Origin of the sequence: Methylobacterium sp. Leaf112 (assembly GCF_001423295.1) — a bacterium.
Classification (GTDB): Bacteria; Pseudomonadota; Alphaproteobacteria; order Rhizobiales; family Beijerinckiaceae; genus Methylobacterium.
Genome location: NZ_LMNG01000011.1, coordinates 54,763 through 75,346, shown reverse-complemented (window position 1 = coordinate 75,346; position 20,584 = coordinate 54,763). Strand labels below are relative to the sequence as shown.

Genomic DNA, 20,584 nt, shown 5'->3' with positions numbered 1-20,584 from the left:
TCGTCGATCCCCGCCCTCCCCGTCCGCGAGCGCGCAGATGAGCCCCCACATCGCTCAAAGCCCCACGGCCCTGGCGGACCCGGACGAGCTCGCGCTGGGCCTGCCGGAGAGCTACCTCGCGGCCGGCCACACCCTCGGTTCGTGGCTGACCACCACCGACCACAAGCGCATCGCCATCCTGTACGGCCTGTCGATCACGCTGTTCTTCTTCCTCGGCGGCGCGGCGGCCACGGCCGTGCGCCTCGAACTGTTCACGCCGGAAGCCGATTTCGTCGGGTCGGACACCTACAACAAGCTGTTCACGCTCCACGGCGTGATCATGGTGTGGTTCTTCCTCATCCCGTCGATCCCCACCACCTTCGGCAACTTCCTCCTGCCGCTGATGATCGGCGCCCGCGACCTCGCGTTTCCCAAACTCAACCTCGTGAGCTGGTACCTCAACCTCGGCGGCGGGCTCCTGGCCGCCGTCGCCGTGCTGGCGGGCGGGATCGACACGGGGTGGACCTTCTACGTCCCCTACGCGACGGTGTTCTCCGACACCGCCGTCTCCGTGGCGGTGCTCGGCGTGTTCGTCGCCGGGTTCTCGACCATCGCCACGGGCGTCAACTTCATCGCCACCGTGCACCTGCTGCGGGCGCCCGGCATGACCTGGTTCCGCCTGCCGCTGTTCGTGTGGGCCATGTACACCACGAGCCTGATCTTCGTCCTGGCGACGCCGGTCCTCGCCCTCACGCTGCTCCTCGTGCTTGCCGAGCGGGCCTTCGGCCTGCCGATCTTCGATCCGGCACGGGGCGGCGACCCGATCCTGTTCCAGCACCTGTTCTGGTTCTACTCGCACCCGGCGGTGTACATCATGATCCTGCCGGCGATGGGGGTGATCTCCGAGGTGATCACCTGCTTCTCGCGGCGGGTCGTCTTCGGCTACACCTTCATGGTCTACGCCCTGGTGGCCATCGCGGTGATCGGCTTCTTCACCTGGGGCCATCACATGTTCACCTCGGGCATGTCGCCCTACGCGGCGCTGCTGTTCTCGTTCCTGTCGTTCATCGTCGCCGTGCCGTCGGCCATCAAGGTCTTCAACTGGACCGCCACCCTGTATCGCGGCCAGATCGGCTTCGAATCGCCGATGCTCTACGCCCTCGGCTTCCTCGGCCTGTTCACGGTGGGGGGCCTGACGGGCCTGTTCCTCGCCTCGATCCCCATCGACGTGCACGTGCAGGACACTTACTTCGTCGTCGCCCACTTCCACTACATCATGGTCGGCGCCTCGGTGTCGGCCTACTTCGCCGGGCTGCACCTGTGGTGGCCGAAGATCACCGGGCGGATGTACCCGGAGACCTGGGCGAAGTTCGCCGCGATCCTGATGTTCTTCGGCTTCAACCTGACGTTCTTCCCGCAATTCATCGCCGGGTATCTCGGCATGCCGCGGCGCTACCACGTCTATCCGCCGGAATTCCAGGTCTGGAACGTGCTCTCGTCCTCGGGCGCGGCCGTCCTCGCCGTCGCCTACCTGATGCCGCTGGGCTACCTCACCTGGTCGGTGTTCTTCGGCGCCCGCGCCCGCAACGACCCATGGAACGCCACCGGCCTCGAATGGCGGACCACGTCGCCGCCGCCCCGCGACAACTTCCTCGGCCGTGTCGCCGTCCTCGGGCCGCCCTACGATTACCACCCGGCCGGGAGCCCGCCGACGCAGGACCAGCCGCATCTGCCGACGCAGGAATCCCAGGCATGACGGCGACCGGCGAGCCCTCCCCCGCGCTGCGCGAGCCGTCTCCTCCGCTGCGCGAACCTGCCCCCTTGCTGCGCGAGTCTGCCCCGTCGTTGCGCGAACCTTGGCACGACCTCGGTTTCGCGCCCGCCGACGCCCTCGCGCGGCAGCGGGCCGGGGCCTCCTTCGGCATGTGGATCTTCATCGCCAGCGAAGTCCTGTTTTTCGGGGCGCTGTTCCTGTTCTACGCCGCCCTCAGGGCCGAGCATCCCGAGGCGGTCGCGGCGGCGGCGCGCGAGACCAACATCGTCTACGGGACGGCGAACACCGCCCTGCTGCTGACGAGCGGTTTGCTCGCGGCCATCGCCGCGCGGGCCGCGGAGGTGCCGGCCCTGCGCCGTCTGGTCCTCGTCTGCCTCTTGCTCACGGCGGGCCTCGGCCTCGCTTTCCTGATCGTGAAGGGCTTCGAATACCGCGAGGACATCCGGGAAAATCTGGTGCCCGGACCGGGCTTCAAGCTCGCGGACCGGCCGACGCAGCTGTTCTTCGGCTTCTACTGGTTCGCCACGGCGGTGCACGGAATCCACCTCGCCATCGGCATCGGCCTGGTGACGCGGCTGGCGTGGAAGGGCTGGCGCGCGCCGGACTTCCTCGCCACGAGTCCGCAGGTCGAGGTGGCGCTGCTGTACTGGGGCTTCGTCGACATGGTGTGGATCGTCCTCTACCCCGCCCTCTACCTCGTGGGGCGCGCCGGATGAGCGAGGCCCCCACCCTCCGCTCCATTCTCCTGCGCACCGTACCGGTCTGGCTCGGCCTCGTCGCGCTCCTCGCCGTCTCGGTCCTGCTGGCCTACCGACCCCTCGGCCCCTGGAACGCCGCCCTCGCGTTCGGCATCGCCGGCACCCAGGCGCTCCTCGTCGCGGTGCCGTTCATGCGCCTCGATACGGCGAATGCCCTCGACCGGCTCACCGCGGCCTGCGGTCTGTTCTGGCTGGCGATCCTGTTCACCCTCACCCTCGCGGACGTGTTCGCCCGGTTGGCGGAAGGATGATGCGGCGCCCGCAGCCTGGGGTCCGCTCGCGGGTATCCCGAGCCATCCGGCCCTGTCTCGCCACCCTGGTCGTGGCGGCACCGGCCTTCCCGTCGCCGGCCTCGGCGGACCTCACCCGGCTCGACCTCGCGCGCGTCGGCCTCGCGCCGCCCCCAGGGGCTCGAGTGCCGCTGGACCTCGAACTCCGGACCGATGGGGGCCAAGCCGTCACGGTCGCCGCCGCCCTCGACGGCCGCCCGACCCTCCTGGTGCCCATCGACCCGAACTGCCGGGTGATCTGCGCGCCGACCCTCGCGATCCTGTCCGGGGCTCTGATGGGAACCGGCCTGCGCCCAGGCCGGGATGTCCGGCTCGTCGTCATCGGCCTCGGTCCGCGCGACGAGGCCCGGACGTCCGTGACGGCCGGCATCGACGGGGCGCTGGCCGAGGCGGTCACCACCGTGACGGGGCCGCCCGAGGCGGTCGCGCGCTTGACCGAAGCGATCGGCTACACGTCGGTGCCCGATACCGTGCACGGCGCCATCGTCCACCCGGCCGCCTTCGTGTCGCTGACCGGCGACGGGCGGGTGTCGCGCGTCCTGTCGAGCCTCACCGTGACGGCGGACAGCCTGCGCCTCGCCCTCGTGGAGGCGGGAGAAGGCCGGATCGGCACGCTCGGCGATCGCGTCCGGCTGCTGTGCTACGGATTCGACGCGGCACAGGGGATCTACACGCCACGGATCTGGCAGGCCTTTCAGGCCGCCATCGGCCTCACGTTGCTGGGTCTGGCCGGTGGCCTGATCCTGCTGCATCGGCGAAGCCGTGACGCAGGACACAACCGGGCGATGCGGCCGGAAGTGTTTTAATCCAGCGCCGTCCGACCGCACGCGAGGGACGAAGGCCTGTGTGGCTTTCGCGCACCAGCCAGGACGCGACGCGGCAGGATAGCGTGCGGGATGCTCCCGTCACGACCCGTTCCCATTCGGCAAGCCTGGCATCGCGTCCGCCGGGCGGCCCGGCTCTCGGTCCTCCTCGTCGCCGGATCCGCCCTGGCCGGACCGATTCCGTCCGCGTCCGGCAAAGACTACCAGGAGGCGGGCACGGGCAGCGCGCCCGACACGATCGACACCGAGAACCTGTTCGGCTTCACGGAAGGAACCGACACCGGCAAGGCCGGCGAGCAGGAGGTGGTGGTCGACGCGATCGGCCGCTTCAGCAAGCGCCGGGCGGGGCCGGGCTCGTCGGCCTATCGCGCCAGCGAACCCATCGTCAGCTACCAGTACGATCCGACCGACGATTTCAGCATCGAGCCCGGCCTGCAATTCGACGCGCGGGACAGCCGCAACATCGTCGGCGTGCCGGACAAGACCTTCGGCCTCGTCAACGGCGGCTCACTGGAGTTCAAGTATCAGTTTCTCAAGCGGACGGACGACCATCCGTTCGGCATCGCCCTGCAGGCGGAGCCGCTGTATTCGCGGGTGACGCCCATCGAGGGGCAGGGCGCCGACGTGTTCAGCATGGACACCCGGCTCATGGCGGATGCGCGCCTGATTCCGGGTAAGCTGTGGGCCGGTGCGAACGTGATCTACGATCCCTCCGTCGCGCGCCTCAAGGGCTCCGGCGACACCGACCGATCCTCGACCCTCTCCCTGTCGGGAACGCTGATGGCGCGGGCGACGAACAGCGTCTTCCTCGGCCCCGAAATCCGGGTCATGCGTGCCTATGACGGGTCGTTCCTGAACCGGTTCCTCGGGCGAGCGGTTTTCGTCGGCCCTGTGCTGCACGTGCAGGTCAGGGAAAAGGGCTTCCTGACCGTCGCCTACTCCGCCCAGGTCTCCGGCCACGACCGCGCCCCCGACTTCGCCGACCGCGCCTTCAACCTCACCCAGTTCGCCCGTCACAACCTACGGGTCCGCTTCGGCGTCGACTTCTGACCCGAGTCTCGGATCGGCCGGATCCGCGGGTGCGGTGCGTCGAGACCCTGGACGGCCCGGTCGTCGCGGTGATGCGGTTCGCGGAGGTGTTCGCTTGCGCAAACGTCGTCTGGATCTTGGAGAATTGCTGGCTGCGCAAATTGACGGCAAGAGCAGGCGTCAGCTTGCAGAAACGCTCACAGACCGCCTGCGTCAGTTCGTTCAGGCGCGCCTCGTTCGCCGGCCCGACCAGATGCCCGCCGAGCGGCGAGGGCGCCGGACAATCCGGCATGGTGGGATTGAAACTCTTGTCGTAGGGTCCGAACGCCTTGGACAGGTCGTCGAAATCGGACTGGCTGATCGTTCCGTTCTGCCCGACGCGGTTCAGCACGTTCCTGGCGAGCGCGCTCCCGTAAACCTCGACGTTCGATTCCGCAGCGTACTTCCCCGGAATTTGGGGTCGGTCGCCACCGCGAAATGCGCGTCGAAGAACGCCGGCATCTTATCGTAGTCGGGCCGGTGGCCCTGCAGTCCGCCGATGTTGCGGTCCGTGAGCGCTGCATTGAGCATGTTCTGCGTGAGCCGGTCCGCAGTCCGTCCGATGAGGCCGAGATCGGAGCGCTTGATGCCGCCGCTGAGATCGCGGGTCTGCGTCCGGCCGATATCCCGGGACACGCGGTCGCCCATCCCGGCGCCGTACTCCCGGTCGATCACCTGCTGGATATGCTCGAAGCCTTGCGCGAGCTTCTGTTCGCACGCGACGAGGGCGTTACCGAAACCGAACAAGGCCTTCACGCTGGAGAGCGATGCTCTGTCGCTCATGTACAGATCGGTGCTGGAAAACCGAATGGTAAAGACCTTCGGCGAGGCGTCCCACGGTCCGGCCGTTCGACGCGATGGGCCGGACCCTTCCGCCGGGAAGCGTGCGGGGACGGCTCGGCGCCCCCCTAGCCCGGCACCGCCGCCGATCCGGCCAGAAGGCCGCCGTCGAGGGTGATGTCCGCGCCGGTGATGTAGGTGGCCTCGTCGGAGGCGAGCATCAAAGCGACAGCCGCGACCTCGTCGGGGCGGCCGAACCGGCGCAGGGGCGTGTCGGCAACGAGGGCGTCCATCCGGGCCTGCCGGTCGGGTCCGGTGCCGAGCATCGGCTCCCACATTCCGGTGAGGATCGCGGCCGGATGGATCGCGTTGCAGCGGATGGTCCAGCCCTGCTGGGCGCAATAGAGCGCCACGGTCTTGGTGTGGTTGCGGATGGCGGCCTTCGAGGACGCGTAGGCGGCGGCCCCAGGGATGCCGACGAGGCCGGAGCGCGAGGCGATATTGACGATGGAGCCTGCGCTCCGCGCCTTCATGGCCCGGATGGCGTAGCGGCAGCCGAGAAAGGTGCCGTCGAGGTTGACCGCGTGGACCGCGCGCCAGTCGGCGAGGGTGGCGTGTTCGGGATCGTGCGCGACCATCCCGTCCTCGAACCCCGTGACGCCGGCGTTGTTCACCACCACGTCGACGGCGGGGGCGAACCGCTCCAGGGCGTCCCAGGCCTCCTCCGACCGTACGTCGAGGGGGAAGGTCCGGCAGCCGAGGGCGGCTTCCAGGTCGGCGAGGGCCGCCGCGTCCGCATCCGTCGCGATAACGGTCGCGCCCTCGCGCCCGAACGCCTCCGCGATCGCCCGCCCGATGCCCCGGGCGGCGCCCGTGACGACGCAGGTCTTTCCCGCCAACCGCATGGAATCGCCCCCGATCGCCTCAGTTCACCCGCTTCCAGGTCTGGCTCTTGCACAAGACGCTCAGGACGCAGCCCTGGACCTCGACGACGTCCGGGCCCTTGAGGACGAGGCTGCCGGCGTAGGTCTTGCCGTCCTTGGGGTTGTAGAGCGAGCCTTCGTAACCGTCGCCCTTGGCCCGGTCGGCGGTCATGATCCGCACGCCGATGAGGCTGCGGGTCCGCAGGGACACGTCGGGGTTCTGGGCGTCGAGGCCGGGGCCGGAGACGCTGGCGAGGGTGCCGCAATAGCCCTGGCCGCAGCGGGCGATGCGGACCTTGGAGCCGCCCGTCTCCGTCAGCCACAGGCCGGTGGCGTCGGGACCCTTCTCGGCGGCGGCCGGGCCGGCGAGCCCGAGGAGCAGGAGGGTGCCCGCGAGGGCGCGGGCCGTCCGATTCTGCGTGATCATATGCGCTGTCTCCCTGAAGTGTCCCGCGCGGTCGGGCGGCATAGCGCACGGTCCACGACCGCCGCAAGCGACCGCCCGAGTGCCCCCCCGAGCGACGCCCCAAACGACCCCCGAAGGCGCCCGGCAGGGCCGCCAAGTCGTGTCTCAGCCTTGACAACCCGGCGAGAACCCCGGCCTAGACGGTTCGAATTTTCGGGTGTTCCCAGGGATCAATCCACCATGCGGGTGATCGAGACGGAGATCGCGGCGGTCAAGCGCGTCGTTCCCAACCGCTTCGGCGACGACCGGGGCTGGTTCTCGGAGACCTTTCGTGTCGATACCCTCGCGGCCGGCGGGATCGACGTGGCGTTCGTGCAGGACAACCAGTCGTTCTCGGCCCAGGTCGGCACCGTGCGGGGCCTTCACTTCCAGCTCGCCCCGGCGGCGCAGGCCAAGCTAGTGCGGGTGCTGGCGGGCTCGATCCTCGACGTCGCCGTGGATCTGCGCCGCGACAGCCCGACCTACGGCCGCCACGTCGCCGTGACCCTCGACGCGAAGGGCGGCGAGCAGCTCTACGTGCCGGCCGGCTTCGCCCACGGCTTCTGCACCCTGGAGCCGGACACCATGGTGGCCTACAAGGTCAGCGCCTATTACAGCGCGGCGCACGACCGCAACCTCGTCTGGAACGACCCCGATCTCGCCATCGCCTGGCCCGTGGACGAGGCCGGCGCCGTGCTGTCGGACAAGGACCGCGCCGCCCCGCGTTTCGCGGATCTCGGCGCCGCGTTCTGAACATTTGATACCAAGGGTTCGAGGGAGAAGACACGCATGCGCATCCTGGTCACCGGCGGCTGCGGCTTCATCGGTTCCGCCCTCGTCCTGCATCTGGTTCAGGATCTCGGGCACGACGTCCTCACCCTCGACGCCCTGACCTATGCGGCGAACCCGATCTCCCTGCAGCCCCTGGCCGAGGACTCCCGCCATCGCTTCGCCGAGGCCGACATTTGCGATCCTTCGGCCGTCCACGCGCTCTATGCCGAGTTCAAGCCCGACGCGGTGATGCATCTGGCCGCCGAGAGCCATGTCGACCGCTCCATCACCGATCCGGGCGCGTTCATCCGCACCAACGTGGTCGGCACCCAGGTGATGCTCGACGGCGCCCGCACCTACTGGGACGGACTCTCCGGCGACGCGAAGGCGGCGTTCCGCTTCCTCCACGTCTCCACGGACGAGGTCTACGGCTCGCTCCCGCCCGACGGGTTCTTCACCGAGGAGAGCCGCTACGACCCGCGCTCGCCCTACTCGGCCTCGAAAGCGGCCTCCGACCATCTCGCCCGCGCCTGGCACGAGACCTATGGCCTGCCGGTGCTCATCACGAACTGCTCGAACAATTACGGGCCGCGGCACTTCCCCGAGAAGCTCATCCCGCTGATGATCCTCAATGCGCTGGAGGGGAAGAACCTCCCCGTCTACGGCGACGGGTTGAACGAGCGCGACTGGATCCACGTCGAGGACCACGCCAAGGGCCTCGTGGCGGTGCTGAAGAACGGCCGGCTCGGCGAGACCTACCTGCTCGGCGGGCGCTCCGTGCGCAACAACCTCGCGGTGGTGAAGGGGCTGTGCGCCGCCTTCGACCGCCTGCGCCCCGAGCACGCCCCGCACGACCGCCTGATCACCTACGTGGCCGACCGTCCGGGCCACGACCGCCGCTACGCCATCGACCCGTCGAAGGCGGAGGCCGAGGTCGCGTGGGCGCCGACGAAGAACTTCGAGACGGCGCTCGAAGAGACCGTGAAGTGGTACCTCGACAACGAGGCGTGGTGGCGCCCGATCCGTGAGGGCCGCTACAGCGGCGAGCGCCTCGGCCTCGGCGGCGCGCAGGCGTCCGCGACGAAGGCCTCCTAAGTGGATATCCTGATCCTCGGCGGCGCCGGTCAGGTCGGCACCGAGCTGCGGGCCCATGCTTGGCCGGACGGCGTGCGGGTCGACGCGCCTGACCGCGCAGCCCTCGACATCACCGATGCGGATGCGGTGGCCCGCGTCTTCGATACGAAAACCTACGCGGCCGTGATCAACACGGCGGCCTACACCGCCGTGGACAAGGCCGAAGCCGACGTGGTCGCGGCTTGGCGCCTCAACGCCCTCGCGCCGGCGATCCTCGCCGCCGCGACGCGGGCGCGCGGCATCCCCCTCGTCCACGTCTCGACGGATTACGTCTTCGACGGGGAAGGGGAGGGGGATTACCTGCCCGACGCCCCCGTGAACCCGCGCAGCGTCTACGGCGCCAGCAAGGCGGCTGGCGAGATGGCGGTGCGCACGGCCAACCCGCGCCACGTCATCCTGCGCACGGCCTGGGTGGTGAGCCCGCACCGGGGCAACTTCGTGAAGACCATGCTGCGGCTCTCGGCCGAGCGCGACGCGCTCACCGTGGTGGACGACCAGCACGGCTGCCCGACCTCGGCGACGGATCTGGCGCAAACCTGCGCCCGCATCGCCCTGCGGCTCGCCGCCGAGCCCGACGCACCGACGGGCACGTTCCACTGCGTCAATGCCGGCTCGACCACTTGGCGCGGCTTCGCGCAAGCCATCGTGGCGGGCTCGGCCGCGCGCGGCGGCCGGTCGATCCCGGTCACCGGCATTCCGACGAGCGCCTACCCGACGCCGGCCCGGCGCCCAGCCAATTCCCGCCTGTCGACGGCGAGCCTTGACGCGGCCTACGGCATCGCGCCGCGGCCCTGGGGCGAGGCCCTGGACGACATCCTCGACCGGCTCATCGGGCCGGCCCACACCCAGACGGAGACACGGGCATGAAGGGCATCGTCCTCGCCGGCGGATCGGGCACGCGCCTGCACCCGGCCACCCTGTCGATCAACAAGCAGCTGCTGCCGGTCTACGACAAGCCGATGATCTACTACCCGGTCTCGGTGCTGATGCTCGCCGGCATCCGCGAGATCCTGATCATCTCCAGCCCTGAGCACCTCGACAACTACAAGCGCCTGTTCGGCACCGGCGAGCAGTTCGGCCTGCAGTTCTCCTACGCGATCCAGCCGCGCCCCGAGGGCCTGGCCCAGGCCTTCGTCATCGGCCGCGACTTCGTCGGAACCGACGACGTCGCCCTGGTGCTCGGCGACAACCTGTTCTTCGGCAACGGCATGAGCGAGCTGCTCGCCCGCGCCCGCACCCGCACGTCGGGCGCCACGGTGTTCGCCTACCACGTCGACAATCCGGCGGCCTACGGCGTCGTCACCCTCGACAAGGAGGGGCGCCCCTTGCGCCTCGTCGAGAAGCCGACCCAGCCCGAGAGCCCCTGGGCGGTGACCGGCCTGTACTTCTACGACAACCAGGTCCTCGACATCGCCGCCGCCGTGACCCCGTCGCCGCGCGGCGAACTCGAGATCACGAGCGTCAACCAGGCCTATCTCGAACGCGGCCAGCTCCATGTCGAGCGGATGTCGCGCGGCTACGCCTGGCTCGACACCGGCACCCACGACAGCCTGCTGGAGGCGGCCGAGTTCGTCCGCACCCTGCAGCACCGCCAGGGCCTGCAGGTCGCCTGCCTGGAGGAGATCGCCTACCTCCAGGGCTTCATCGACAAGGAGCAGCTCATCGCGCGCGGCAACCTGTTCGCCAAGACCGCCTATGGGCAGAACCTGCTGCGGCTGGCCAAGGACGACGCGTTCGCGGACTTCGCCGCGCGCTGAGGGGGCCTTTCAGGAAGTCCGGGGGCCGGATGGATCACCCGATCCCCGGTACGGCTCCGATAAGGTGGGGGGACAGCGCGCGTGCGCGTTCCTTGCCGGCTCCGAAATCACACACCGGTTTGCGACGTCTTCGAAAGCCGCATCCGGCGGGCATAGCGCATGACGGTACCCCCTCTCCTGGAAGGAGAGGAGGACTTGCGCCATTCGCGCGATACGCAAGGCATTGCCACTGACCGGATCCTCCGCTTCACGACAGCGGGACGAGGGCACGTCGCGCTCCGATCCACTTCATCCCCCAGCCGATAGCGACCCGCCTCAATGGGGCCGGGCGCGGTCGATCACGTCGCGGGCCGCCGCGAAGGCGGCGTCGGGGTCGAGGTCCGTGGTGTCGAGGAGCACGGCGTCGGCCGCCGCCTTGAGGGGGGCGGTGGAGCGCTGGGCGTCGCGGGCGTCGCGGGCGACGATGTCGGCGAGGATCGCCCCGACGCTCGTGGTCTCGCCCCGGCGCTGGAGTTCGAGGTGGCGACGGCGTGCCCGCTCCTCGGGGGCCGCCGTGATGAACAGCTTCACCCGCGCGTGGGGGCACACCACCGTGCCGATGTCGCGCCCGTCGAGGACCGCGCCGGCGGCGTTGCCGGCGAAGCGCTGCTGCCAGGCGAGGAGCGCCGAGCGCACCGCCGGCACGGAGGAGATTCGCGAAGCGGCCTCGCCCATGGCGCGCTCGCGCAGGCGCGGATCCGCGAGGCGGTCGGCGATGAGGCTGGCGGCGGCCCGCGCGGCGGCCTGGTGGTCGTCGAGCTTGTAGCCGGCGTCGATCACGGTCAGCGCCACCGCCCGGTAGAGGAGGCCGGTGTCGAGGTGGGGCAGGCCGTAATGGGCGGCGATGCGCTTGGCCAGCGTGCCTTTGCCGGAGGCCGCCGGGCCGTCGATGGCGATGACGAGGGGGATATCACCCACGTGAAAGTCGCTCATGACGCGATCCGTCCGCCGAGTGCCTGCATGGTCGGCAGGAAGCTCGGGAAGCTCGTGGCGATCATGGCGCCGTCATCCACCGTCACGGGCTCGCGCGTGGCGAGCCCGAGGACGAGGAACGCCATGGCGATGCGGTGATCGAGGTGGGTCGCCACGGTGCCGCCGCCCTTCGGGGGGCTCCCGTCGCCGTGCACCACGAGGTCGTCGCCCTCGATGACGTACGCGATGCCGTTGGCGCTCAGGCCGTCCGCCACCGCCGCGAGGCGGTCGGATTCCTTCACCCGCAGCTCGTGCAGGCCGTTCATCCGGGTGGTGCCCTCGGCGAAAGCGGCGGCCACCGCCAGGATCGGGTACTCGTCGATCATCGCGGGCGCCCGCTCGGGCGGTACGTCGACGCCGGTCAGGCGGCTCGCGCGCACCCGCAGGTCCGCCACGGTCTCGCCGCCCTCGTCGCGCTCGCGCAGGCGTTCGATGTCGGCGCCCATCTCCAGCAGGGTGGTGATGAGGCCCGTGCGGAGGGGGTTCATCATCACGCCCTCGATGACGACCTCCGAGCCCGGCACGATGAGGGCCGCCACAAGGGGGAACGCCGCCGAGGACGGATCGGCCGGCACCACCACGTCGGTGCCGCGCAAGGTGGGCTGGCCGGTCAGCGCGATGGTGCGGCCGTGGCCCTCCGGACCGTGGGCCGTGACCTCCACGTGGGCGCCGAACAGGCGCAGCATCCGCTCGGTGTGGTCGCGGGTGGCGGCCGCCTCGATCACCGTGGTGATGCCGGGCGCGTTGAGGCCGGCGAGGAGCACCGCCGACTTGATCTGCGCCGAGGCCACCGGCGTCTCGTACGTGATGGGAATGGCCTCGCGCGGGCCCCGCAGGGTGAGGGGCACGCGCCCGCCCTCCCGTTCGCTCACGACGTCCGTCCCCATGCGCACCAGGGGATCGAGGATGCGGCGCATGGGGCGCTTGCGCAGGGAGGCGTCGCCGTCGAACGTCGCCGTCACGGGCTGGCCGCCGACGACACCCATCATCAGGCGCGAGCCCGTGCCGGCATTGCCGAAATCGAGCACGTCCGCCGGGTCGGTGAGGCCGCCGAGGCCGACGCCGACGATGCGCCAGCGGCCCTCGCCGAGGCGCTCGACGGTGGCGCCGAGGGCTTCCGCCGCGGCGGCGGTGCGCAGGACGTCGTCGCCTTCGAGCAGACCCTCGACCCGGGTCTCGCCGATGCTGAGGAGGCCGAGGATCATCGCCCGGTGGGAGATCGACTTGTCGCCCGGCGGGCGCAGGGAGCCCTGGAGGGCGAGGCCCGCCGTGGCGGTGAGGGGCTGGGGCGGAAGGTCGTGTGACACGGGGACAGGACTTTTCGGCGTCAGGGGCTTCGGGGCCGATCCGGGGCCGGATCGGCGCCCTCCGCCGCACGGGTGCCGGGATCGACGATCCGGCTCATGGACAGGCCGGTTATCACGCAGGCGGGGCCGCGTCATCCGAGCCGTCCGGCGTCGTGGGAATCGCGACAGGAAAACCGCACCGCGCCGCAGGACCACGCCAGTATTTGACAGACGCGTTGCACGCGACTAACGGGGCCCCTCCCCGAAAAGTGTATCTAGAGGTTCGCCCGTGGCCAGACCGGAACTCGGCTTGAAGCGTCAATGCATGAGCTGCGGCGCCAAGTTCTACGACCTCGATAAGGATCCGGCGACCTGCCCGAAATGCGGGACGATCTATCAGGCCATCGCCTCCAGCAGCCGCGTCGCCGCCCCGGCGCTCGCCGCCCGCGCCGCCGCCGTGCCGGCGGATGACGACGAGGACACCGACGCCGAGAAGGGCGGTCCCGAGATCGTCTCCCTCGACGAGGTCGAGGCGGCCGAGGAAGACACCGACACCACCACGGACGACAGCGATTCCGATTCGGCGGACAGCGACGACACCTTCCTCGAGGAGGAGGATGCCGGCGACGACGACGTGGCCGATCTCATCGACGGCGACATCGAGAACGACGAAGAGAGCTGACCCCACTTCTGCACCGGCCGGGAAAAAACTTTGCCGGCCGGCGAGAAAGGGGGTTGAGGCCCAAGCGGGGGCCGAATATAGAACCGCCATCGCCGGCCGCCACCGCGGAGGCCGGTCGAAACGCCCACGAAACCAACCGCAGGGTTGGGTTCGGTGGCACCAAAGTGGGGCCTTAGCTCAGCTGGGAGAGCGCTTCCATGGCATGGAAGAGGTCATCGGTTCGATCCCGTTAGGCTCCACCAATCAGGTTTCCCATGAACCTGAACCCGGACGACCAGACTAGACGATGTGGGGCCTTAGCTCAGCTGGGAGAGCGCTTCCATGGCATGGAAGAGGTCATCGGTTCGATCCCGTTAGGCTCCACCAGTCCGGTCCGTCGTCAGCCAGCTTTTTCCATCGGAGTCATGTGCGTCTTCGGTTCGGCCGTGACGGGACGGCACGGGTGTGAGCCGGGCGATCCGCCCCCGGCACCGCATCGCCCCGATTGAGTTCCATGCCGAGCCGCCCCCGTTCATGACGCTGCCGGCACACGTTGCGCTGATCGCCACCCTCACCGAACGCCTCCGCGCCGGACCCAGCGCCACCGCCGTGCTTGAAGCGTGGTGCGCCGCCCGTGGCCTGTCGCGGGCCGAACTCAGAGCGGAGCGCCTGCCCGGACCCGAGACCGCTCCCACGGACGCGCAGCGCCACCGCCTCGCCCTGACGGGTGACGCGCCCTCGCGCCATCGCCGGGTGCGCCTCGTCTGCGGCCCGCACGTGCTCTCGATCGCCGACAACTGGTACGTCGCGGCCCGGCTGACCCCGGCGATGAACCACGCCCTGGCGGAGACGGACGTGCCGTTCGGGCGGGTGGTCCACGCCCTGGCGCCGATGCGCCGGACCCTGGCGGTCCGTACCCTCTACGCCGCCGCCGCGCCGCCGTCCGCCGCGGCGCCGCTGTTCTCCATCGCGGCGCTCCTCGCGACGCCGGACGGGGTGCCGTTCTGCGAGGTCGAGGAGGTCTATCTCGGCGCCGTGCTGGGCGGGACTGCTTGAAGAGGCGCAGGCAGTGAGCCGCCTACGATCGGCCCCCTCGTCACGGCTTGGCGTCCTCTCATCACGTCCAGGCTACCTCGGTCACGCATCCGCCTACCATTGGATTTCGCACGCCGCGAGGCGTCTGAAAGGGACGTGACCGGACTCCCCCTCCAGAAAGGGGAGGGGACCCGCGCTGCCCGCGAGATAGGGGGAATGCCGTCGCTCGCGAAAAACGAGCGCCCGCGTTCCGTCACCCTACGCGCACCGCGTAGGGGGGTGAGACCCTCAGCTTGCGCCCTAACCCGCATCGTCCGGCGGCCCGAAGCGGTTGGCGCCGGAGGAGCCGCGCCGCATGAGCGTCTCGACGAAAAACCAGGCCGAGAATCCGAGCATCGCCAGCAGCAGGGCGATGACGAGGAGCGGGGTGGTGTCGACCATCCGGTTGAGGGGGGCGAAGCCGACGGCCTGGGCGAGGCCCCAGGGGACGAGCCACCCGGCGGAACGGTCGCGGTCGTGCAGGCGCCGGGCGGTGGCGGCGAGCATGGCGAGGCCGACGACGGGCAGTGTGGCCGCCGTGAGGATCGCCGCCGCACGGCCCCCGAGGCCGGCGAGCCAGATGGCGAGGCAAAGCAGGCCCGCCCCGTACAGGATCGTCCGGACGAAGACGCGCCGGTAAGCGCCCGCCGACATGCGGCCGCGCGGATCGAAGGCACGCGCGAGAATTCCGAAGAACCTCATGTGCCGCGCGGCTTCACCCGCCGGGTCGGCGGCTCGGCCACGGGGTCCTCCGGCCAGGGGTGGCGGGGATAGCGCCCGCGCATCTCGGCGCGCACGGCGCTCCACGAGCCGCGCCAGAAGCCCGGCAGGTCCCGTGTGATCTGGATCGGCCGCGAGGCCGGCGAGAGCAGGTGCAGCACCAGGGGAATGCGCCCGCCCGCGATGGACGGGTGGCGCTCCAGGCCGAACAGCTCCTGCACCCGCACCGCCAGGACCGGGCCGCCCTCGGCGTCGTAGTCGAGGGCGATGCGCGAGCCCGTCGGCACCGCGACATGGGTCGGGGCTTCCGTGTCGAGGCGGGCGCGCAGGTCCCACGGCAGCAGAGCGTGCAGCGCCCGGCCAAGATCGTCCGGAGTGATCGCATCGACTCCGAGGCGCCCGACGATCTCGGGCGCGAGCCACGCCTCGATGGTTGCCGTGAGGGCCTCGTCCGACAGGTCGGGCCAGGCTGAATCGGCCGCGCGCAGGAAGCGCAGGCGGGCGAGCCATTGCGACAGGGCCGGCGTCCAGGGCAAGGCGGCGAGCCCGAGTTCGGCCACACCCCGGGCCAGGATGGCAGCGGATTCTTCATCGGGGGGCACCGGCCGGATGCGCTCGCCCAGCACCAGCGTGCCGAGGCGCCGGAGCCCCCGGGCGCGCAGGGCGCGCGCGCTCCGGTCGAAGGTGACCTGATCGGTGCTGGCGATGCGCTCGGGGAACAGCGCCTCGAGGGCGTCGAGGCCGATGGGGGCGGCGGCGAGGATGCGGCTTTGCGCGGCGGTGCCGGTGATGTCGGCCACGACGAGGAACGGTGCGCGGGCGAGCGCCAGGGCGGGATCGAGGCGTCCGGCGCGGCCGTTGGCCATGACGAACTCGCCGTCGCGGCCCCGCGCCCGCGCCACCCGGTCGGGATAGGCCAGCGCCAGGAGGGGGCCGGGCTCGGAGAAATCGACGGCGGAGGCGGTCGTGGCCTCGGCGGCGAAGGTCCCGGCCTGCTTCGCCCAGCCTTGGGCGAGGCGGCGCATGTCCCCGGCGCGGGGCCCGCGATCCCGGCCGTAGCGCTCGACCCGGTCGCCCAGATCGACGGCGTCGCCGCCGAGCCCGCGCTCCACCAGCACGGCGGCGAGGTCGGCCGCCTCGCGCGCCCGTCCGTGGGCGGCGGCCGCCACCACCATCCGGGCGAGGCGCGGGGGCAGGGGGAGGGCACGGAGCGCCTGCCCCATGGGGGTGAGGCGGCCATCGCCGTCGAGGGCGGCGAGGTCGGAGAGCATGGCGCGGGCTTCCGCCAGTGCCGGGGCGGGCGGCGTGTCGAGGAAGCCGAGGGTGGTCGGGTCGGCGACACCCCAGGCGGCGCAATCGAGGAGCAGGCCCGCGAGGTCGGCGGCCAGGATCTCGGGGCGTCCGAACGGCTCGAGGGCGTTGGTCGCGGCCTCCGACCACAGGCGGTGGCACACGCCCGGTTCCGTGCGGCCGGCGCGGCCCCGGCGCTGGTCGACGGAAGCGCGCGAGGCCCGGGCGGTGACGAGGCGGGTCAGCCCGAGGCCGGGCTCGTAGACCGGCACCCGCGACAGGCCGGAATCCACGACGATGCGTACGCCCTCGATGGTGAGGGAGGTCTCGGCGATGCTGGTGGCGAGCACCACTTTGCGCCGCCCCGGTGCCGCGGGGGCGATGGCGCGGTCCTGCTCGGCCGGCGTCAGGGCGCCGTACAGGGGGGCGATGTCGGTGTCCTCCCCGACCCGGTCGGCCAGGAGGGTCGCGACCCGGCGGATCTCGCCCTGGCCCGGGAGGAACGCGAGGACGGAGCCCGGATCGGCGCGCAGGGCCCGCAGCACCGTGTCGGCCATCACCTCCTCGATGCGCCGGTTGGGGTCACGCTCGACGTGGCGGGTGTCGACGGGAAAGGCGCGCCCCTCCGATTCGATCACGGGCGCGTCGGACAAGAGCCGCGCCACCCGCGCGCCGTCGAGGGTCGCCGACATCACGAGGATGCGCAGATCCTCGCGCAGGGCGCCCTGGGCATCGAGCGCCAGGGCCAGGCCGAGATCGGCGTCGAGGGAGCGCTCGTGGAACTCGTCGAACAGCACGGCGCCGATCCCTGAGAGTCCTGGATCGTCGAGGATCATCCGGGTGAAGACGCCCTCGGTGACCACCTCGATGCGGGTGCGGGCGGAGATCTTCGAGCCGAGGCGCACGCGCAGGCCGATGGTGTCGCCGACGCGCTCGCCGAGGGTGCGCGCCATTCGTTCGGCCGCGCCCCGGGCGGCGAGGCGGCGCGGCTCCAGCAGGATGATCTTTCGGCCCGCGAGCCATGGGGCGTCGAGGAGCGCGAGGGGGACGCGGGTGGTCTTGCCGGCGCCGGGCGGGGCCACGAGCACGCACGAGGCGCGGGAAGCCAGCGCCGCCGCGAGGGCGGGCAGGACCGCCTCGATGGGCAGAACCGCGAAGGACATATCGGTGCGAGGGCGCGCAGGTTGCATCGGCTGCCCTGGTGCCGCGAACCGGCCGCGGCCGCAAGCGGGGCCGGCCGCAATGCCTGCGCGGCGCGCCTCAGGCGGCCTGGACGGTCTCGAGGAAGCCCGAGACTTCGCCGCTCAACCGCTCGGACTGGCGGGACAGGTCCGAGGCCGCGGCCAGGACCTGAGAGGCCGCCGCACCTGTCTCCGCCGCCGCCCGGGTGACGCCGCCGATGCTGACGGTGACGGATTGCGTGCCCTGCGCGGCCTGGGTCACGTTGCGGACGATTTCCTGGGTGGCCGCGCCCTGCTCCTCCATGGCCGCCGCGACGCCGACGGCGATGCTGCGCAATTCGACGATGGTCGCCTCGATGGCCCGGATGGCGGCGACGGCCTGTCGGGTCTCGCCCTGGATGGTGGTGACCTGGACGGAGATCGTCTCCGTCGCCCGCGCGGTCTGCGCCGCCAGTTCCTTGACCTCGCCGGCGACGACGGCGAAGCCCCGGCCGGCCTCGCCGGCCCGCGCCGCCTCGATGGTGGCGTTGAGGGCGAGCAGGTTCGTCTGCGCCGCGATGCCGGAGATCAGTCCGACGACGGCGCCGATCTTCTCGGCCCCCTCCGCGAGGCCGAGCACGATGGTGCTGGTGGCGGCCGCATCCGCCGCCGCGCGCTCCGCCATGTCGCTGGAGCGCGCGACCTGAACGGTGATCTCGCCGATGGACGCCGACATCTCCTCGCTCGCGGCCGCCACGGTCTGGACGTTCGCGGAGGTCTGTTCGGCCGCGGAGGCGACGCTCAGGGACTGGCCGGCGGCCTCGTCCGCCGTGCGGCTCATGGCCTGGGCGGTGGCCTCCATCTCGGTGGCGGCGGAGGACAGGCCTTGGGTCAGCTGGGTGATTTGGTTGCGGAACGCCTGCGTCGCCTCGTCGAGTACCCGGGTGCGGCGCATCTTGGCGGCATTCTCGACCTCGGCCGCGCGGTCCGCGTCGAGCTTGGCGATGAGCGCCTGCTTGAACACGCCCACGGCCTTGGCCATGGCGCCGATCTCGTCCCGGCGGTCGGCTCCGTCGATGGCGGCGGTGAGGTCGCCCCCGGCGAGGCGCGCCATGGTGCCGGTCATGCGGTGCAAGGGGCGGGAGACCTGGACCAGAACCGTGTAGACGCCGTACGCGATGGCAACGGCCGCGAGGGCCAAAGCGGTGAGCAAGGCCAGGCGCGACCAGCCCGAGAGCGCCGTGGCGCGACCGTACTCGGCTTCCGCCTCCCGGACCTGGAACGCCGTCAGTGCCGCGAGCGTCTGGTTCGTGGCTTCCACGTTCGCCAGCAGGGTCGCGTGGGCGGTGGCGAGTTCCCCTTGCGCGCCACCGGTGATGCGCCGGAGGAGTTCGGCGACGACGGTCTCGTTGCCGGCGATCCGGTCCTGCAGGGCCGACGCGAGGGGCTTCTCGTCGGGTGCCAGGTAGGTCGCCAGGTAGGCCGAGGCCTGGGTACGGATGCTCGCCAGATCCCGTTCGATCCGCGCCTTGGCGGCCGGAGCGGCGATGAGCCCGTCCCTCGCCTCGCGCGAAGCGACGACGAGGTCGTCGTAGGCGTCCCGGATCAGGCTGAACTGCCGCAGGCAGACGACGCGATCGTCGAAGACCGAGCGAAAGCTCTGCTGGCTCCAATGCAGGGCGAGGTTGCCCATCGCCGTCGCCCCGAGCAGGAGCAGGCCCATCACCGTGAGAAGCGTGACGAGGCGGCCTTGAATCGTTGTGAGCATGGCAAGCGTCCGAAGCGTGATCGCGGGTTCGGTGGAGGGACGAAACGCCCGCCGCATCGGAGCCCCGGCTTGGATCGACCGTAGGAGGAAACTCTTTAAGATCGTATGATCCGGCGTCCGATCCGCCGTGACGGGTCCAACAACCGGACTCTTCGGCGGGTCTGATAGACAGTAATAATTCGGTCTATTGCTGGAGTTGGAACGAAAAATATCCCGCCCTCAATCACAATTTTTTGCACAGATTTGAAAGACTTGCGTATTTGTCGAAATATTGGACCTGATCGTTCCTGCGCAGTGACGTAGATATTGTTCGGTCATTGTTATTGAAGCCCCGAGCGAAGACGCGAAGTCGTTTGGACCCGTTTCGACATCGCTCGATCTGCATGCGATCCTGATCGGGACTTGCATCGTCGAATCGCAGATCGGCCGAAGTCCGTCGGCGCGGCGGGCCGTTCGCGGCACGGTGCCGCGTCGCTCGTTTCGGCACATCGGTCCGGACAGGCCGGCTTAATCCCGTTCAGCTTAACGAAAATGTCAGTCGTTTCAGGCCGTTGCCGTCGTTTATTGCGACGTTTCCGCGGAACGGAATCTTGAGCGGCGACTTTATGCCCCGACGCCCACCCGGCGCATGGACGAAAGACGAACCGAATGACCAAGATCGCCATCGCACTCGCTGCCAGCACCCTGCTCGGCGCCTTCGGAATGACCGCCGCCTCCGCTGCCCCGGCCATGCCGGTCGGCGCCCCGATCGTCGCCGGCGACCAGTCGGTGGAGCAGGTCGCGAGCCGTCACCGCCACTACCAGGGCATGCGCTACCGCGGCATGGGCCATGGTCACCGGATGCACCGCCGTCCGGCCTCGCGCATGAGCAGCAACCCGAACGCGCGCAACCCGCAGCAGCCGGGCTTCATGCAGCAGAAGGGTCAGACCACGGGCGGCCCGCGCTACTGAGCGCCCCGAACACCGCCGACCGATCCGGTCGGACAGAAGGGCCGGTGCGCGAGCGCCGGCCTTTTTTCGTTGGGCCGTACCTGTCGCGCGCAACGGCCCGAGTTCGGCGCTTCTCCCCAGCCGATGCGACGGGCCGCGCTGATCAGGAACGCCCGGGTCT

At 70.5% G+C, this 20,584-nt stretch carries 21 protein-coding genes and 2 tRNA genes; 14 read left to right on the top strand and 9 right to left on the bottom strand.

Features of this window, described 5'->3' with window-relative positions:
• Positions 1 to 37: 37 nt before the first annotated feature.
• The 5 genes from ctaD to ASF52_RS06660 all read left to right on the top strand — a co-directional run bounded on the left by ctaD (position 38) and on the right by ASF52_RS06660 (position 4,675).
• Positions 38 to 1,735: a cytochrome c oxidase subunit I gene (ctaD, locus tag ASF52_RS06680; protein ID WP_056169581.1), complete on the top strand. Its 1,698-nt coding sequence runs from the start codon at positions 38 to 40 to the stop codon at positions 1,733 to 1,735.
• Positions 1,732 to 2,469: a cytochrome c oxidase subunit 3 gene (locus ASF52_RS06675; RefSeq protein WP_082515221.1), complete on the top strand. Its 738-nt coding sequence runs from the start codon at positions 1,732 to 1,734 to the stop codon at positions 2,467 to 2,469. Before ctaD ends, ASF52_RS06675 begins: the two co-directional genes overlap by 4 nt.
• Entirely contained in the window at positions 2,466 to 2,762 is a 297-nt protein-coding gene (locus tag ASF52_RS06670) for a cytochrome C oxidase subunit IV family protein (protein ID WP_056169578.1), read from the top strand. Before ASF52_RS06675 ends, ASF52_RS06670 begins: the two co-directional genes overlap by 4 nt.
• Positions 2,762 to 3,607 (top strand): hypothetical protein, encoded by an 846-nt coding sequence (locus tag ASF52_RS06665; RefSeq protein ID WP_056169575.1) that lies wholly within the window; start codon positions 2,762 to 2,764, stop codon positions 3,605 to 3,607. Before ASF52_RS06670 ends, ASF52_RS06665 begins: the two co-directional genes overlap by 1 nt.
• Before the next feature lie 90 nt (positions 3,608 to 3,697).
• Positions 3,698 to 4,675 carry a hypothetical protein gene (locus ASF52_RS06660; RefSeq protein WP_056169571.1) on the top strand — a complete coding sequence of 326 codons (978 nt, stop codon included), beginning with the start codon at positions 3,698 to 3,700 and terminating at the stop codon, positions 4,673 to 4,675.
• On the opposite strand, the gene ASF52_RS22470 is transcribed toward ASF52_RS06660, so the two are convergent.
• The 4 genes from ASF52_RS22470 to ASF52_RS06640 form a co-directional block, all read right to left on the bottom strand.
• The gene (locus ASF52_RS22470; protein ID WP_156629987.1) at positions 4,623 to 5,045 is read right to left on the bottom strand and encodes a hypothetical protein; all 423 of its coding nucleotides are present in this window, start codon (positions 5,043 to 5,045) and stop codon (positions 4,623 to 4,625) included. The two genes, ASF52_RS06660 and ASF52_RS22470, sit on opposite strands and share 53 nt — an antisense overlap.
• The gene (locus ASF52_RS06650; RefSeq protein WP_056169566.1) at positions 5,039 to 5,449 is read right to left on the bottom strand and encodes a hypothetical protein; all 411 of its coding nucleotides are present in this window, start codon (positions 5,447 to 5,449) and stop codon (positions 5,039 to 5,041) included. The genes ASF52_RS22470 and ASF52_RS06650 overlap by 7 nt, the downstream gene beginning before the upstream one ends.
• 152 nt (positions 5,450 to 5,601) lie before the next feature.
• Positions 5,602 to 6,378, bottom strand: coding sequence for an SDR family NAD(P)-dependent oxidoreductase (locus ASF52_RS06645; RefSeq protein WP_056169561.1), 777 nt, complete (start codon positions 6,376 to 6,378; stop codon positions 5,602 to 5,604).
• A gap of 19 nt (positions 6,379 to 6,397) precedes the next feature.
• On the bottom strand, positions 6,398 to 6,823 hold the full coding sequence (locus ASF52_RS06640; protein WP_056169558.1) for a DUF2147 domain-containing protein: 426 nt from the start codon (positions 6,821 to 6,823) through the stop codon (positions 6,398 to 6,400).
• A 219-nt stretch (positions 6,824 to 7,042) separates the two neighbouring features.
• On the opposite strand from ASF52_RS06640, the gene rfbC reads away from it, so the two are divergent.
• From rfbC to rfbA, 4 genes are read left to right on the top strand one after another with little or no spacing between them, the layout of a single operon-like run.
• On the top strand, positions 7,043 to 7,594 hold the full coding sequence (gene rfbC, locus ASF52_RS06635) for a dTDP-4-dehydrorhamnose 3,5-epimerase (RefSeq protein ID WP_056169555.1): 552 nt from the start codon (positions 7,043 to 7,045) through the stop codon (positions 7,592 to 7,594).
• Positions 7,595 to 7,630: 36 nt separating this feature from the next.
• Complete coding sequence (gene rfbB, locus ASF52_RS06630; protein WP_056169553.1) at positions 7,631 to 8,707, top strand: dTDP-glucose 4,6-dehydratase; 1,077 nt, start codon at positions 7,631 to 7,633, stop codon at positions 8,705 to 8,707.
• Positions 8,708 to 9,613, top strand: a complete 906-nt coding sequence (gene rfbD, locus ASF52_RS06625; RefSeq protein WP_056169548.1) for a dTDP-4-dehydrorhamnose reductase — start codon at positions 8,708 to 8,710, stop codon at positions 9,611 to 9,613.
• Positions 9,610 to 10,503, top strand: a complete 894-nt coding sequence (gene rfbA / locus ASF52_RS06620; RefSeq protein WP_056169545.1) for a glucose-1-phosphate thymidylyltransferase RfbA — start codon at positions 9,610 to 9,612, stop codon at positions 10,501 to 10,503. The genes rfbD and rfbA overlap by 4 nt, the downstream gene beginning before the upstream one ends.
• Positions 10,504 to 10,818: 315 nt before the next feature.
• On the opposite strand, the gene cmk is transcribed toward rfbA, so the two are convergent.
• Positions 10,819 to 11,475, bottom strand: a complete 657-nt coding sequence (gene cmk / locus ASF52_RS06615; protein WP_056169543.1) for a (d)CMP kinase — start codon at positions 11,473 to 11,475, stop codon at positions 10,819 to 10,821.
• A complete protein-coding gene (gene aroA / locus ASF52_RS06610; RefSeq protein ID WP_056169540.1) occupies positions 11,472 to 12,821 on the bottom strand; it encodes a 3-phosphoshikimate 1-carboxyvinyltransferase in 1,350 nt (449 codons plus the stop codon). The genes cmk and aroA overlap by 4 nt, the downstream gene beginning before the upstream one ends.
• A 268-nt stretch (positions 12,822 to 13,089) precedes the next feature.
• Between aroA and ASF52_RS06605 the strand changes: the two genes are divergently transcribed.
• From ASF52_RS06605 to ASF52_RS06590, 4 genes are all read left to right on the top strand, one after another.
• The gene (locus ASF52_RS06605; RefSeq protein ID WP_082478868.1) at positions 13,090 to 13,482 is read left to right on the top strand and encodes a TIGR02300 family protein; all 393 of its coding nucleotides are present in this window, start codon (positions 13,090 to 13,092) and stop codon (positions 13,480 to 13,482) included.
• A gap of 166 nt (positions 13,483 to 13,648) precedes the next feature.
• Positions 13,649 to 13,724: transfer RNA gene (locus ASF52_RS06600), tRNA-Ala, on the top strand.
• Between the two features lie 48 nt (positions 13,725 to 13,772).
• Positions 13,773 to 13,848, top strand: a tRNA-Ala gene (locus tag ASF52_RS06595).
• A gap of 147 nt (positions 13,849 to 13,995) precedes the next feature.
• On the top strand, positions 13,996 to 14,517 hold the full coding sequence (locus ASF52_RS06590; RefSeq protein ID WP_056169534.1) for a hypothetical protein: 522 nt from the start codon (positions 13,996 to 13,998) through the stop codon (positions 14,515 to 14,517).
• Positions 14,518 to 14,796: 279 nt separating this feature from the next.
• Here ASF52_RS06590 and ASF52_RS06585 read toward each other — a convergent pair whose 3' ends face one another.
• The 3 genes from ASF52_RS06585 to ASF52_RS06575 all read right to left on the bottom strand — a co-directional run bounded on the left by ASF52_RS06585 (position 14,797) and on the right by ASF52_RS06575 (position 19,473).
• Positions 14,797 to 15,237 (bottom strand): DUF805 domain-containing protein, encoded by a 441-nt coding sequence (locus ASF52_RS06585; protein ID WP_056169531.1) that lies wholly within the window; start codon positions 15,235 to 15,237, stop codon positions 14,797 to 14,799.
• On the bottom strand, positions 15,234 to 17,708 hold the full coding sequence (gene hrpB, locus ASF52_RS06580) for an ATP-dependent helicase HrpB (protein WP_056169528.1): 2,475 nt from the start codon (positions 17,706 to 17,708) through the stop codon (positions 15,234 to 15,236). Before hrpB ends, ASF52_RS06585 begins: the two co-directional genes overlap by 4 nt.
• 97 nt (positions 17,709 to 17,805) lie before the next feature.
• Positions 17,806 to 19,473: a methyl-accepting chemotaxis protein gene (locus ASF52_RS06575; RefSeq protein WP_056169645.1), complete on the bottom strand. Its 1,668-nt coding sequence runs from the start codon at positions 19,471 to 19,473 to the stop codon at positions 17,806 to 17,808.
• Between the two features lie 648 nt (positions 19,474 to 20,121).
• Here ASF52_RS06575 and ASF52_RS06570 point away from each other — a divergent pair.
• Positions 20,122 to 20,424, top strand: coding sequence for a hypothetical protein (locus tag ASF52_RS06570; protein WP_056169526.1), 303 nt, complete (start codon positions 20,122 to 20,124; stop codon positions 20,422 to 20,424).
• Positions 20,425 to 20,584 lie beyond the last annotated feature (160 nt).

What these genes read in the sequence shown, in the direction of transcription:
- ctaD (WP_056169581.1), top strand. Translation starts at nt 38, where the DNA reads ATGAGCCCCCACATCGCTCAAAGCCCCACGGCCCTGGCGGACCCGGAC.
- ASF52_RS06675 (WP_082515221.1), top strand. Translation starts at nt 1,732, where the DNA reads ATGACGGCGACCGGCGAGCCCTCCCCCGCGCTGCGCGAGCCGTCTCCT.
- ASF52_RS06670 (WP_056169578.1), top strand. Translation starts at nt 2,466, where the DNA reads ATGAGCGAGGCCCCCACCCTCCGCTCCATTCTCCTGCGCACCGTACCG.
- ASF52_RS06665 (WP_056169575.1), top strand. Translation starts at nt 2,762, where the DNA reads ATGCGGCGCCCGCAGCCTGGGGTCCGCTCGCGGGTATCCCGAGCCATC.
- ASF52_RS06660 (WP_056169571.1), top strand. Translation starts at nt 3,698, where the DNA reads ATGCTCCCGTCACGACCCGTTCCCATTCGGCAAGCCTGGCATCGCGTC.
- ASF52_RS06645 (WP_056169561.1), bottom strand. Translation starts at nt 6,378, where the DNA reads ATGCGGTTGGCGGGAAAGACCTGCGTCGTCACGGGCGCCGCCCGGGGC.
- ASF52_RS06640 (WP_056169558.1), bottom strand. Translation starts at nt 6,823, where the DNA reads ATGATCACGCAGAATCGGACGGCCCGCGCCCTCGCGGGCACCCTCCTG.
- rfbC (WP_056169555.1), top strand. Translation starts at nt 7,043, where the DNA reads ATGCGGGTGATCGAGACGGAGATCGCGGCGGTCAAGCGCGTCGTTCCC.
- rfbB (WP_056169553.1), top strand. Translation starts at nt 7,631, where the DNA reads ATGCGCATCCTGGTCACCGGCGGCTGCGGCTTCATCGGTTCCGCCCTC.
- rfbA (WP_056169545.1), top strand. Translation starts at nt 9,610, where the DNA reads ATGAAGGGCATCGTCCTCGCCGGCGGATCGGGCACGCGCCTGCACCCG.
- cmk (WP_056169543.1), bottom strand. Translation starts at nt 11,475, where the DNA reads ATGAGCGACTTTCACGTGGGTGATATCCCCCTCGTCATCGCCATCGAC.
- ASF52_RS06590 (WP_056169534.1), top strand. Translation starts at nt 13,996, where the DNA reads ATGACGCTGCCGGCACACGTTGCGCTGATCGCCACCCTCACCGAACGC.
- ASF52_RS06585 (WP_056169531.1), bottom strand. Translation starts at nt 15,237, where the DNA reads ATGAGGTTCTTCGGAATTCTCGCGCGTGCCTTCGATCCGCGCGGCCGC.
- hrpB (WP_056169528.1), bottom strand. Translation starts at nt 17,708, where the DNA reads ATGTCCTTCGCGGTTCTGCCCATCGAGGCGGTCCTGCCCGCCCTCGCG.
- ASF52_RS06575 (WP_056169645.1), bottom strand. Translation starts at nt 19,473, where the DNA reads ATGCTCACAACGATTCAAGGCCGCCTCGTCACGCTTCTCACGGTGATG.
- ASF52_RS06570 (WP_056169526.1), top strand. Translation starts at nt 20,122, where the DNA reads ATGACCAAGATCGCCATCGCACTCGCTGCCAGCACCCTGCTCGGCGCC.